General features: G+C 55.0%; 14 protein-coding genes. 13 read left to right on the top strand and 1 reads right to left on the bottom strand.

Annotation, left to right across the window (positions count from 1 at the left end):
* Position 1: 1 nt before the first annotated feature.
* The 13 genes from Pla52nx_RS18090 to Pla52nx_RS18030 all read left to right on the top strand — a co-directional run bounded on the left by Pla52nx_RS18090 (position 2) and on the right by Pla52nx_RS18030 (position 12,334).
* Entirely contained in the window at positions 2-1,399 is a 1,398-nt protein-coding gene (locus tag Pla52nx_RS18090) for an IS91 family transposase (protein WP_425289823.1), read from the top strand.
* A 272-nt stretch (positions 1,400-1,671) separates the two neighbouring features.
* Complete coding sequence (locus tag Pla52nx_RS18085; RefSeq protein ID WP_146523856.1) at positions 1,672-2,076, top strand: hypothetical protein; 405 nt, start codon at positions 1,672-1,674, stop codon at positions 2,074-2,076.
* 144 nt (positions 2,077-2,220) lie between these two features.
* Positions 2,221-2,745 carry a hypothetical protein gene (locus Pla52nx_RS18080; RefSeq protein WP_146523855.1) on the top strand — a complete coding sequence of 175 codons (525 nt, stop codon included), beginning with the start codon at positions 2,221-2,223 and terminating at the stop codon, positions 2,743-2,745.
* Positions 2,746-3,272: 527 nt separating this feature from the next.
* Complete coding sequence (locus Pla52nx_RS18075; RefSeq protein ID WP_146523854.1) at positions 3,273-3,800, top strand: hypothetical protein; 528 nt, start codon at positions 3,273-3,275, stop codon at positions 3,798-3,800.
* Positions 3,801-4,642: 842 nt separating this feature from the next.
* On the top strand, positions 4,643-5,113 hold the full coding sequence (locus Pla52nx_RS18070; RefSeq protein WP_342190187.1) for a hypothetical protein: 471 nt from the start codon (positions 4,643-4,645) through the stop codon (positions 5,111-5,113).
* 238 nt (positions 5,114-5,351) lie between these two features.
* The gene (locus Pla52nx_RS18065) at positions 5,352-5,888 is read left to right on the top strand and encodes a hypothetical protein (protein WP_146523853.1); all 537 of its coding nucleotides are present in this window, start codon (positions 5,352-5,354) and stop codon (positions 5,886-5,888) included.
* 154 nt (positions 5,889-6,042) lie between these two features.
* Positions 6,043-6,474: a hypothetical protein gene (locus Pla52nx_RS18060; RefSeq protein ID WP_146523852.1), complete on the top strand. Its 432-nt coding sequence runs from the start codon at positions 6,043-6,045 to the stop codon at positions 6,472-6,474.
* Positions 6,475-7,139: 665 nt separating this feature from the next.
* Positions 7,140-7,883, top strand: coding sequence for an ankyrin repeat domain-containing protein (locus Pla52nx_RS18055; protein ID WP_146523851.1), 744 nt, complete (start codon positions 7,140-7,142; stop codon positions 7,881-7,883).
* A 568-nt stretch (positions 7,884-8,451) separates the two neighbouring features.
* The gene (gene ltrA, locus Pla52nx_RS18050) at positions 8,452-9,900 is read left to right on the top strand and encodes a group II intron reverse transcriptase/maturase (protein ID WP_342190186.1); all 1,449 of its coding nucleotides are present in this window, start codon (positions 8,452-8,454) and stop codon (positions 9,898-9,900) included.
* Between the two features lie 1,049 nt (positions 9,901-10,949).
* Positions 10,950-11,174, top strand: coding sequence for a hypothetical protein (locus Pla52nx_RS18045; RefSeq protein ID WP_197454879.1), 225 nt, complete (start codon positions 10,950-10,952; stop codon positions 11,172-11,174).
* A gap of 198 nt (positions 11,175-11,372) precedes the next feature.
* The gene (locus Pla52nx_RS18040; RefSeq protein ID WP_146521966.1) at positions 11,373-11,600 is read left to right on the top strand and encodes an addiction module protein; all 228 of its coding nucleotides are present in this window, start codon (positions 11,373-11,375) and stop codon (positions 11,598-11,600) included.
* Positions 11,597-11,797, top strand: a complete 201-nt coding sequence (locus Pla52nx_RS18035; protein ID WP_146521967.1) for a hypothetical protein — start codon at positions 11,597-11,599, stop codon at positions 11,795-11,797. The genes Pla52nx_RS18040 and Pla52nx_RS18035 overlap by 4 nt, the downstream gene beginning before the upstream one ends.
* A 156-nt stretch (positions 11,798-11,953) precedes the next feature.
* Positions 11,954-12,334 (top strand): hypothetical protein, encoded by a 381-nt coding sequence (locus tag Pla52nx_RS18030; protein ID WP_146521968.1) that lies wholly within the window; start codon positions 11,954-11,956, stop codon positions 12,332-12,334.
* 291 nt (positions 12,335-12,625) lie between these two features.
* Here the strand turns inward: Pla52nx_RS18030 and Pla52nx_RS18025 are convergent, their stop codons facing one another.
* Positions 12,626-12,988, bottom strand: coding sequence for a reverse transcriptase domain-containing protein (locus Pla52nx_RS18025; RefSeq protein ID WP_261344268.1), 363 nt, complete (start codon positions 12,986-12,988; stop codon positions 12,626-12,628).
* Between the last annotated feature and the right edge of the window lie 131 nt (positions 12,989-13,119).

Genomic DNA, 13,119 nt, shown 5'->3' with positions numbered 1-13,119 from the left:
TTTGCGGGTCGGTGCGGCGTCGATGGTCGACGCATCGACTTGCGGCCAAGTCCAGAGCGTGCTGGCGAAGCTGTCGCTTTGCCGCACGCATGTGCTTGGCGGTCGCGAGTATCTGTGCAACGACTGCGGTAAGAGCAGCTCACGGTACAACTCGTGCGGCGACCGCCACTGTCCCCAATGCAGTGGCAGCAAGCGAGTGGACTTCAATGACAAGGCGTCCAAGCTGATCCTATCCGGCGTGGCGTACTATCAAGTCGTCTTCACCCTGCCGAGCGATCTCTCCGAGTTGGCACTGGCCAACCGAAACGAGCTGGCGGACTTGTTGGTCAGCACGGCTTGGAAGAGCCTTTCCAAGAACATCAAGTCCGAGCAAGACTACGATCCGGCAGCGATCAGCGTATTGCACACTTGGAACCAAAAACTGGAGGCACACTGGCATGTTCACATGCTGGTGCCCGGTGCCGGGCCGAGCTTGAGTGGCGATGACTGGAAAGAAGCCAAGACGCCGCCGGGGGTTCGCAATTCGGATGGTTACTATCTGGTCGACTCCGAGAAGTTGAAGGAAGACTTCCGTAAGCGGGCGATCGCGAAACTTCGTCGCTTGCGACGCGACGGCAAACTGAAGCTGGGCGGGAAGTTCGAGTACCTGCAAAGCGATGAGAATTGGGAGGTGTTCGTCAAGAACCTGGAGTCGACTCAATGGGTTGCCTACATCCAACCGCCGCCCAAGGAGACCAGTGGTGGCGGCGAAGTGGTCAACTACTTGACACGCTATCTGACCAGCGGGCCGATCAGCAACCACCGCATCACCGCTGCGGACAGCGACGAGGTGGTCTTCATGGCCCGTGAAGGAAAACGTGTGGGCGGTGAGCGGGAACAAGTCCCGATCAAGCTATCAGTGCCCGAGTTCACACGCCGCTGGTGCCTGCATATCCAACCGGACCAGTTGACCAAGTCTCGGTACTTCGGCGGTTGGAGCAACAACCGACTGGCAGGCTACATGGCTCGTTGTCAGGAGTTGCTGGGGACAGAGCCGGAGGTCTCGGAAACGCCGACCGAAGCGGTCGATTCGATGGACTCGCAGTGGGAGCCTCCATCGTTGCCCGAGTGTGCGCACTGCGGGAGCATCGAGCTAAGTTTGGTGTGTGAAACGCCCAAGCCGACGTGGAAGGAGTTGTTCTGGCGAGAGAGTGAGACGTGTCCGGAGTGGTACGCGGAGCGCCAGCGGGAGTCGCACCGCGAGTTCTGGACGGCACACTACGGTTCGGATTATTACGACTGGTACCTGGAAACGCAGGTAGAAGTCGCAATGGAAACGGGGCCGGAACCGGCAAAAGCGATCCAGATGTACCTGCCTGGTTTGACACCGGGAGTGTCGTTCGAGATAGAATCTTTTTGAGGGTGGATTGGACGCTCCGATCCAAGTCCTACGGGACGTCAACCTCCGACAAAGCTCAACGCCCGATCTATGCATGCACGTCCTGTGCCTGCATAGATCGCAATTCGTTCGCCGACTGATGACAAACTACATTGCATGACGCTACGTTCGCCTCACATCATTGATGTCAAACGAAAAATGGAGGGGCAGATCCGCGGCTACTTACTGTCGCGAAGCTCACAGTTGATCGTCGTGAGGGACTTTGACGGGTTTTGCCGGCAGGCTACGTTGTGATGCCATCATCGACAGTCGCTGACCTTGTCATCAACGAGCCGTGGACCCAGATGATCGCAGCCGAAGGCCACGCTGGCCTTGCCCAAACGACTCCGTGGTTTGCTACCGACAGCTTGCGAGCGGCGCTTAAATCCATTTACGAAAAGAACGTGAACGTCAAGATCGAGTGCGAAAACTGCGCTGACTCTGAGGAATTCGGCTTTCACATCGGTCGAATCGTTGCGCTGGGTGGTTCGTCACTTGAATTTGTTTTCTTTGACTCTGCAGGACGATGGTTTGATGCGCCGTACGCGATCCCATACAATTCAATCACACAACTCGTTGTTGACGATCCGTATGTCATGACGTTTTCCCGATACGTTGGGTCATGTCCTGTCGAAACGGAAAAACGCGGGGAACAATGACATGCACCGAACGACGCGAGCCGAGCGGTTGGGCAGTGGTTGAGTCCTTCGCGCGTCCCCCGTGATGTCCACCGTTCGGCAGACAAGACTGGGTGTTGGAACTCGCCAACGCGTTGTGTTCTTACTCCAATTGAGATATGACAAATGCGACTTATTGCTTTCAGAAGCCTTACTTGTACTGCCCTAGCTTGCGCGGCGGTTGTCGCTCTCTCCGGTTGTGAGTCTGCTACACACCAGACGAGACAGGTCTCCAGTGACGATAAACGAATCGCCTCGGAAACTGTTGAGTTCGTTCAATCGCAGGTCGCGTCAAATGGAGAGCTGGCGCGACGTCATGGCGATTTTGAATCGTTGGAAATTCGATCGATTCGAAGATTGCCACCCTTTGACGTCTTCGATGTTCACGAACCAGCCAAACTCTTGATTGAATGCCTTGCGCGCTTTGAAAGATTCTCGACAAAGATCGAGGTGCACGTGTTCGACGGCGCTACCTTCAATATTCTCATGATGCCGACTGAAGAATTCGCCACCAAAAAGGACAGCCCATTGTCCGATTGCAAGCTCGTCCAAGATGGTGACCAGCTTTGGTTTGTGCGGACGGGTGGCGACCAAATGCGCGTACAAAGTATTGTCACGTGTCAGATCTCTCACCCGGATTTTGAGCCATAGTTTTCCGAACCACGCAATGCACCCGAGCCGCGAAGTCGGGCGGTATGAAATGGACATTCTCTTGTCGCGACCGAGTGATTGCACTCGTTCTGTCGTTACAGTGCTCGATCGTCGCGTGTCGATGTAGCGATCGACCAATCGAATGAGTTGGCAGATCATGGGGCCGACAGCAGCACGTCGGCTTCGGCCGCGCGTTCTCTCGCTGAACCGTTGCGCGTCAAATGGAGTGTGGTCGACCGGATGCTCGAACCACTTGTTCCCATTGGCACACGTGTGACGGTCCGGCATCGGCATTCGACTTCGGCCACATCGTCGGCGGGGCAAAATCAGGAGCGGAATCCAGGACTCGAATTGCAGTGCGGTTCGAGCATGCGGTACAATCCAATGGTCGCATCCGAGCGGTACAGTGCCGCCACGGAAGACGACAGAACCATGCGTTGGACCGAAGCGACGCATCGGGCGGATGAACATGGAAACCACAATGGCGTCGCTCGGTCAACGCCGCCGTTCGCTGCCAGGAGTCGCAGATGGCTGATCTGCCCGAGAATCTGCTTTACCAGGGCGCGAGCATCGACATTTCGTTCGCCCCTTCGCGCCCGACATTTGGCGATCTGTTTCTCATTTGCGGCGACAGACATCCTAAGTTTTCGCCGTCGGGAAAGTTTGCTTTCGAACCTCTGGCGGACCTTCAGTTTGAGCAGGTGGACGATTTCTTCGGAATACGATCGTTGAACGACGAAGGCGACGATGTACCGATTTGGCTTTATCCGTTGGTGGACGGAGAGCCGGTCTACCGTCATCCCGGTCCATTCGATGCAGTGCGTCTGGACTACAATATCTTGCGTAGTCCAGCTCGACGGGCCGAGCATTATCTCAAGTGCGTCGCGGCATTGGCCGGCTTCGGTGCCGGAGTCCTCTATCGGAGCCGCGCCGTAGAATTGGGCTTGCCGCCAGACCTGTCTGGTATTCGTGCTGATATCGACGCTGTTGTGCAGCACTGGGCGGCGCAGGGCATCGAGGTCGGCTCAAGCGAAGCGTTGGAGTTTGATTTTTGAGGATTCGGCAGCGAACAATCCAATGCACCCGAGCGGCGAAGTGGGGCGTTTTTAAATGGACAATCTCTCGTCGCCGCCGGGTGATTGGTAGCGTTCTGTCGCAGAGAATCTACTTGCATGAAACCACGGAGCGATAGCGAACTGCTTGATGCCTTCGCGGAATCGTTCTCGATTCTCGACGAACTGTTCTGTCCGCACGATCGACCTCCGCCACCCGCGCTTGTTGACGAGGCACCCGCTGAAGATTGGAGCATCGTTAGGTGGCATCCCACGCGGCTAGCCGCTCCGCGTGTCCGCATTGACGGCCTTCGACGCGTTGGTCGACTTCCACAATTGTTCGAGTCGTTCGCTGAGTCCTTTGGTTGGCTTGAGGTGGATCTGCGCATATGTCGACTATTCGCGAATCCGCCAGCTACCGATTTCGTTGACCTTTCGACGACCATGTTTGCCGATCCGGTACTGAACAATACGCTGATGCCGTTACGCTTAGTTCGATTTGCTCTAGCTCCGGATTGTTGTTATGATCCAATTTGCTTTGACTTATCTGATTTCGATGGTGACGATTGCCCAATCGTTCGACTCGAACACGAATCGATCTTGATGCACGATAGGATTGGCAAACGCGAGGTCATTTTCGACTCATTCCGTAATTTGGTTCGGGCTGTCATCGATTTGGGTCGTGACGCAGCCCATGATCGCGACAGAACCAACCGTTGCACCTAAGCCGCCGAAGGTGCGTTTTTGAAATGGATACCGTTCACCGGCGGCTAGGTGAACGGTGCCGTTCGCCGACTGGAAATGGCTATCATCAATCCGTTGTCACCTTGCACTGAAGTATGCCGATGCGACAACGCACCAAAACGCTGCTTTGGATCGCACTGCCGACTCTGATAGTCGCGTGTCTTGGATGGACTGCCATCAATGTTCAACGCGGCATCAAGTCGGCGTACTACGAGTGGGGCGTTACCTGCATCATCGCGTCATACGCCGAGGACCACGACGGTTCGCCTCCGGCTAACTGGGATGATTTAGTTGGCTACGAGTACCACACTAAGTACCTCCCCGATCCGAGGACAATGGACGCGGCGGCACAACACATTTCCGTTGACTTTGAATCGCTGGTGGCGTTCGCAAACGAGGACATACCGGACTTGCCTGCCGACGTGATCACACCGATACAAGGCATCGAACAACATTGGATTCACCCCAAGACGACGCTCGAGCGCTACTTCCGTGACGGCGAACGACCACACGGATCGTTTGACGGCGAATACGCAAAACAGCTACGCTACTACGCTGAAGGCGGCGACTGAACGCAACAGACAGTCGCGGCGAACCATGCGATGCAACGGAGCCGGGCTTGCAGGGTTTCACAGATGGAAAGTCAACTCTCCCGGCCCGCTGATCGCCGCCGTTCTGTCACTCGATACTTGACTGCGAAGCACGATCCGCTAACATTTGCGCAGCCTTGATTGGCGCTCCTTTGTCCTTGATTGGAATAAATCCTGAAGGTTGACTCCTTCGCTAACGCTTGATTTAGGTGGAGACGATATGTCTACTCAACCCGATGGGTTCCATTCGGAATCCCTGCAGGCGGCGATTGACGCCGCTGACGATGTCATCAAGAACCACGCGGAAATCCGCGATCACGTATCAAATGACATCAAGAAGCTGGAATCCTACTTGAGTGCTAACGCGCCCAAAGAAGAGTTTCACTTCTCTCTTGGTGAAGGTTTTGTTGCCGATGACGATAGCTCCTTTCGTGCTTCTATGGACGAATGGGGAAGCGGAAACGGTGAGATGCACGAAGAAGTTCTTTCGTGGAAACCAGATGCCAAAGGGCGATTTCGACTCTATTACGAATTCCGGAAATGGGATGCGTGCGTCGAGGTCGACGCGCCTGGCGGTCCTTTCTTCAGCGACAAATCCACAATGACTTGTGAATCAAAACCGCTGATTGAATCGACTTTTGACGTTCGCAAAACCATGGTTCGCCATCTGCCTGATTTTGTTGCGGCACTGGCGTCCCGGATCACAGTCGACGCGGGGGTGCAAGCCGCCGCCGAGTTGGATGAGATTCCCTTTTAGTTTACGTTGTCTCGGTACACAAACACCGTGACAGAACAATGCGATGAACCGAAGTCGCGGTAGCAGGGCGTTTTCAAATGGAGCGTCAACTCCCGCGATTCGGTTATCGCGGCCGTTACCCGACTGAATTTGCAACTTCCACAAGGAGACTTTGATGTCGACCCGAACGTTACTATGCAGTATTGCTATTTTGGCCGTCTGCGTCGGCATGACCGCCTTCACAAACGCTGACAACAACGAAGCGGCTCCTGACGGCAACGTACGTCAACTGTTGACCGAAAGGCGTGACACGCTCCGAGAGCGTCTCGATGCAGTCGAGGCGTCCTACAAAAGCGGTCGTACGGAAACCACCGTCGTGATTGCTGCCGAAACTCAGCTGCTCGATGCCGAGCTTGAATTGACGAATCAACCCGCTGATCGCATCGCAATCCGGGAAAGGGTTGTTGCCAACATGAAGCGGATCGAGGACTGGACGCGTCAGCAATTCGACAATGGCATCGCACTTCAGCAAGACGTATTGCTCACAAAGGCCGAGCGTCTGCAAGCTGAGATTGAGCTTCTTCGCGAGCGCGGCATCGGCCAATGACGGCGGGTAACCATCCCGTGCACCGAAGGCCGGCTTGCGCGTTTACTTGAATGCAAAGTCAACCGTCCGGCCTCGGTGACGGGTGACGTTCGTCGTGTGAAGGTAACGATGCCATTCCCACGTTTCACAATTCGCACGTTGATTCTTTTCACATCTGTCTTCGCATGCTTTGGCGCGCTGAATCGGATCCCATCGCCAGAACACGCTCTCTGCAACTTCATTTTTCCGCTTCCAGAGGATCAATGTTTCCGGCAACCGTACATAATCGAATTCGGGATTCCGCTGACGGCTTGCACCAATCATCATGCCGTACATCTCCCGCACGAGACCGGGCCGTGCAAATTTGACTCAACTTATCATCCTGTGGGCATTATCGTGAACTTGCTCTTCGCGATGATTGGGTCGATGTTTGCTACGGCCGGATTTGTGCTCGTGGCGCGTTTCGCCGTGTGGCAGATACAGCTCGCCCGCGAACGCGCAATGATTGACGTAGCGTTGGCGGATCCTAGTTCAGACGTGAATTAGCAACGCATCTGATATACTTGGACGATCCGAAGACACCGACGAACCATGGGTCGGACGCGGAGGACTCGAAAGCGCGTTTGGGTAGTGGTTGCCTTTCCGCTCGTCCCCGGTCAACCCCGACGTTCGCATGACTTGGTGGAATGAAACGCATCGCCATACTTTTCGCGTGTGTTGTGATCTTGCTGGTTGCGATTCCGTTGTTGTTTCTCGCAACGGTTGATCTCAACGACTTTCAAAACCCGATGCTAAACGCATCATGCGACGGCGATACCGCCGAGATCGAACGGCTGCTCGCGAATGGTTCGGACCCCAACACTTCTGACGCATTCAACAACACTCCGCTCTCGATTGCCGCGCACTTTGGTCAGACCGACGCCGCTAAACTACTGCTCATCAAAGGCGCAAACATTGACGGCATTAGCGGGCAGATGACACCACTCCAATGTGCGATTTACAGTGGCCATCGCGATACCGCGACGTTTCTCTTAACCCAAAACGCGGACCCAGATCTAACGGATGACTACGGGATGTCATCACTTACGATCGCCGCACAGAAAGGTGACGCCAAAATGGTCGAAGCCTTGCTTAAGGCGGGAGCGAATATCGAACATGTCGACAACGACGGTTGGCGCCCACTGCATTCCGTACTTCGGGCCACGGCCATTTCGGATGCAGATCGACTTGCATCCGTTGCGGTCTTGCTAAGATATGGGGCTGATCCAAATGCAAACAACCCAGGCGGATTTGAACGTGACAGCGAACACGATAGTCACATTGGTTATCGAACGACGAATCCGAATGTTGGCAATACCCCCATCGCGATAGCGACGAGTAACGGATTCACAGAGATCGTCGCCGAGTTGAACTCGAACGGTGGCGCATAAAGCATGCGAACCACCCGATGCACGTGCGGACTGGCAAGGTCTGATTGACGAGCGGGGGGAGATCCCGCCTGGGTAACTGCTAGCCACAGGCCCAGTAGCCAGAGACCCAGTATTGAGTGTTGCAGCGGCTGTATAAGACCGGTGGTGGAAGTCAGTCGTTGAAGCACTGGACTTTCTGGAGCGAGGCAGGCAGAAAGGTAGTGAGGATGAATGGACTGTGGGTGGTGTGCGCGGCTGTGAAGGGGAATAGCTCCGAAATTTGGTACCTGTTGGCCCCAATCAGATGGTTACAGTGCCCAAGGTTTGTGCATGCCCCAAGGCAATACTTCACGACGCGTCATTGGCGAGCTTCGTGGAGAGCCCCGGAGTCGGCGCCCCGAAGAACGCTTGCTGTTCGCCTTGGTCGGCTCACGCGCGCTACACACAACGTCAGTCAGGCAACCAGTGAGACCCTGAGGTTCTTGATCGATCCGCGATCTCCAATCGTGGTCGAGTAAGTATGTCCGAGAAGTGGAATAAGCGACGAAGACAAATGACGCTCAGGGAGTCGGACGACCGAATACTACCGTTGAAGCTTGAAGGCCAATCAAGTGGAACGAAGTCGAGTAATATCGATCGAGGGAAGGCGGTCGGGATTTCACGCGATTCAGACCTGGCACCGGCCGTACTCAGTGACGGACCCACGGTGCTAACCAGGCTGGATCGCATCTCTCAACGAGCGAAAGCGGACCCGGGAGCGGTTTTCAACAACCTCTTCTCGCTGCTCAACTACGAGCTGCTCTGGTACGCCTTTCGCCGATTGAAACGAGGCAAGACGCCCGGCGTCGACAACGTCACGGTGGAAGACTACGAAGAGAATCTGCGGGCCAACCTGCAGGACCTTCTTCTGCGACTGCACCGAGGCTCCTATCGGCCGAGACCAAGTTTGCGAAAGAACATTCCCAAAGGGAATGGGAAAACGAGGCCGCTTGGTATCGCTTGCGTGGAGGACAAACTTGTCCAACGCGCAGTCGTGATGATCTTGGAACAAATCTACGAAGTCGACTTTCATGACGCTTCGTATGGTTACCGTCCCAAGCGATCCTGTCACGCGGCCCTGTCGACACTTGGGGCGATCATCGCCACGCAAAGAGTGAACTGGATCAGTGACGCAGACATCGAAGGTTTCTTCGACAATGTGTCTCATGAACGCTTAATCGAATTGCTGCGCATCCGTGTCAGCGACCCGAAGATGCTTCGACTGATCACCGGTTTTCTTAGAGCCGGAGTGATGATCGATGGCAAGCTGACGGCAACCGAAGACGGTGTCCCACAAGGGGCAAGTCTCTCCCCGTTGTTGGCCAACGTGTATTTGAATTACGTGTTGGACCAATGGTTCGAGCAAGAAGTCAAGCCACGGCTTCGGGGCGAAGCGTACATCGTACGCTTTGCTGATGATTTCGTGTGCGGCATTGAACTTGAATCTGATGCGAGGAGATACCAAGCGGTATTGCCCAAGCGACTTGCCCGGTTCTCGCTGTCAATCGCCGAGGAGAAAACCAAGTTGATCCGTTTTGGACGTTTCGCCCGTCGCGATAGCCAGCGGTTGGGTGAAGGCGCTCCAGCGGTATTCGACTTCCTCGGATTCACTCATTACTGCGGCCGGTCACGTGCCGGGAAGTTCAAACTGAAAAGGAAAACGTCGGGTAAGAAGCTGCGTATGAAGCTGAGTGAAATGCGTCTCTGGTTTCATCATCAGCTCTCCACTCCGGTGGGCGAAATGTGGCAAGTGCTCAACGCGAAACTTCGGGGGCACTATCAGTATTACGGGATCAATGACAATTGGCCGATGCTGATGGCGTTCCGAAGCAAGGTTCGCCGGATGGCAAAACGTCACCTGAGCCGCCGCAGTCAAAAGAGCTACGTGAACTGGGACGATTTCAATCTCTTCACGGAGCGTCACCCCTTGGCGAGCCCCGTCGGTTTAACGGACCTGATCGCGATGTCACGGGCGAAGCGAAGTGCGGGGGACAAGTGAAATCTGGGAGCCGGATGCTGTAACACGGCACGTCCGGATCTACGAGGGGCCGGGAGTCAATGCGGCATGGTTACAATATTGTGACACCACCAGAGGAAACGGGTGGCAAACAGGGAAAACAAACCGTAACCTAAACCAAAGAGACCCCGGCCTACTCACCCCCAGTACGCGAGCAGGGCGTTCTCAAATGGACAATCAACCGCGCGTACCGGGTGATCGGTACCGTTACCCGACTCAAGTGCTAACAACGACGATCCGCCCTACCTACCACGTCTTTCGACCAATATGGCCAGCGTAACACTTTCCGACCGCGAACTCGCTCGACTCGAACGCATACTTGCAGTTTCGGATCTTGAGCCACAGCGGAGAATGGCATACCCAATGTTCGTTATCGCTGCCGTAATAGCTGTCGGTGGATTCGCCTTCATCGCATCACGGCCATCGTGGTACTTTGGTCTGCTAGCCTTCGCGTTCGCGAGCGTCATGATGGGTTTCATGCGATTGGGCTACTACCATCTCTTTCGACTATTGCATCATCAATCACAATTACTTACAGCTGCGTCTGTCGCGTCTGATAGGTTGAGTACAAACCCACACGACGGCGGGTAACCATCGCGTGAACCGGAGAACGCGAACTGAGCGAATTGGCCGTTAGAGACCTTCCCGCGCGTTTCCGGTTACGCGTACCGTTACCCGAAGGAACTATTGTGATCGACGTTCCGCCAATTGAAGCGATCTCGGACGGACTGTATCGCGTCCCGATTTACTGCGGCGCTTCACGTAAGATTCGGTTGACAGTTTTGCTTCCAATGTCGGTCCTTGCTTGGAGCATGCCGCTCGCGGTAGCTGTGTCAATACTTGCTGCTCGCAAACCCAACTCACACGACCTTTTGGGCCTTCTTCTTTTCTTCGCCGTTGTTGCGTGTTGGAACGCTACGTTTGCTTGCTTCTTCTACTTGAGGTCATACGCCGAAGTTGATTCTGGATCTCGCTCGCTTAGAACAACCACTTTTCTTTGCGGTAAACGCGTGCGAACACGACATTTTCACATGCATGACGGCGACGAGCTTGGAATCTCATCGCTCGGCATGCAATCCAGTTTTCAGCATACGATCTATTGCTACCACGGTCGCCGTCGTTGGCGGTTCCTCCGTTTCGATACGAACAGCGCTGCTCCCAATCAACAACTGCTCCACTTTGCCGCGACTATTGCTCGCCACACGAACGCGACGTTTCTCGGCTACAATGAACCCGAACGATTGCTCGTGGCCTGACTCAGTGAAAGACGTGTAACAATGCCGTGGTCGAGAAAAGGTGTCGGACACCTTTTCTCGGCCCGCAATTCGTTTTCGTTTCGTTTACCCGACTGAAATTCCCACAAACCCGCCTTCCTGGGTGAGCCGCCGTTCGGATGGCTCCCGTTGGCGAACGTGCTATACTTGAAGAGTCACGTAAACTGCCAGGAACACTCAATGACCGCTGACCAACTGATTTCTGACGCGGCTTTGCTGCCAACATCCGACCGACTTCGCATTGCCCAAGCAATTTGGGATTCTCTACCCGAAGACGCTTGTCCGGCCCCTGGTCCGGAATTCCAGGCGGAACTAGATCGCAGGATGGCAAAGTATCGGGAAAACCCGGGGAGTGGCATGACGATCGATGAGCTTCGTGCCAGGCTAGAAGCCGATCGAGCTAAATGAACGTACGTCTGGTTGATGAGGTCTATTTTGATATTCGAACGGCGCGGGATTGGTACGACGGAAAGAGTATCGGCCTGGGTGATGAGTTTGCGGAGCTGTTCTTTTCTATCGTTCGTGGTTTGCCTGGTGTGTCATTGCATCACGTTCGAGAAAAAGGGAAGGGGGGCTTTGTTGCAATCGGACGAACCAAGGATTGAACGCGAGTTCGCGGGCTGATCTAGCTTACTAAATCATCGAATGCGCGAACCGCGTTAATCCAATCGTTACCCCAAGCAGGAGCATCGACACTGCATCCGAACCCTTACGAACCAACATCGCACACCGTAGTATCGAAGCCGTCGATCCGATGGGCGATGTTCGCCGCGGTGATGCTTAACCTCGGGCTGACACTTACTGCAGGTGCGTTGATCGCCTTCGTATCCCATCGTCGTTACAGCGGATCTACCGACGATCTTGCTCGGCTTGTTGGGTTCTTTCTTTCACTCGCATCGGTGTTCGGTATCGGTGGTGCCTACCTCAGCTGTCGCCATATTCAAAACCGTGCTCCTTTGTGGGCTATTCCGGCTGCAATTGGCACGATCGCGATCGTGCTACCACTTGCCTCATCCCCAAACATTGCTCCTGTCATCAACTGGATTGCGGGACTAGCGGCGGCATGTGCTTTGATCTCAACCGGAATCGCCGTTACTATTCGTGTCAAGCTGGACTCTCGTCGCAACGCCGAGGTGGGGTAACCATGCCGATCGAGATAGGGGCCCGGTTACCCGGGACTCCTCTCACAACACCTAGCATGCGGGGCCGCCCAGGATCGATGAATACAGTGCGTTTCGCCATAAGGATGCAAGCGATAGCCAGCACTCTTCAAGAATGAACAAGCCCTCGGCGGCTAGGTATTCGTTGGATAAAGCTCGCTGGACACCAGAAGTCGCGGAAAGTCGCTCTGTCTGCCAAACAACGCGGGCCCTTGCCGCTCATCGCAAAGCCACGAGCGACACGATAGGACACGCCCAACGACATCAGATTCTTCAGACGGGTCTTCGATTTCCGCCACTGTTTCCAGTAGCAGGCGCGTACCCGACGACCTTATTGCTCACGCGAATTTGGCCGCCGTAGCCACGAAACTCGTAGCCCACGTACTCAAGCCCATCCGTCTTGCGGATGCTGCTTTTGTCGTGATTGACGGACAATTTCAGACGCTCGGTCAAGAAGCGTTCGGTGCTCCCGTACACACGCTGCGCCGCCGCTTCGGTCTTTGTGAAAATCACAAAGTCGTCTGCATAGCTGTTACCATTCGTTCGATTTGACCAGACTCCAACCGGCCTCGTGCCGGTGGTGAATCCGACTGACTGGCTACGACACCGCAGGCCAATCGAACCCCATCTCCCCACTGGCCTCGTGCCAGTGGCAACGGGACGAACGCGACTTGAGATGGCCAGTGATCGTCCTTGCTACCACCGGCACGAGGCCGGAGGGGAGCCAAGCGAATCGACTGCTTCTTTGTAGCTCATCAGTCTTGCTT

Source organism: Stieleria varia, assembly GCF_038443385.1.
In the GTDB taxonomy this organism is placed as follows: Bacteria; Planctomycetota; Planctomycetia; order Pirellulales; family Pirellulaceae; genus Stieleria; species Stieleria varia.
Note: the sequence above shows the minus strand (reverse complement) of the source record. Positions and strands in the feature narration are given on the sequence as shown.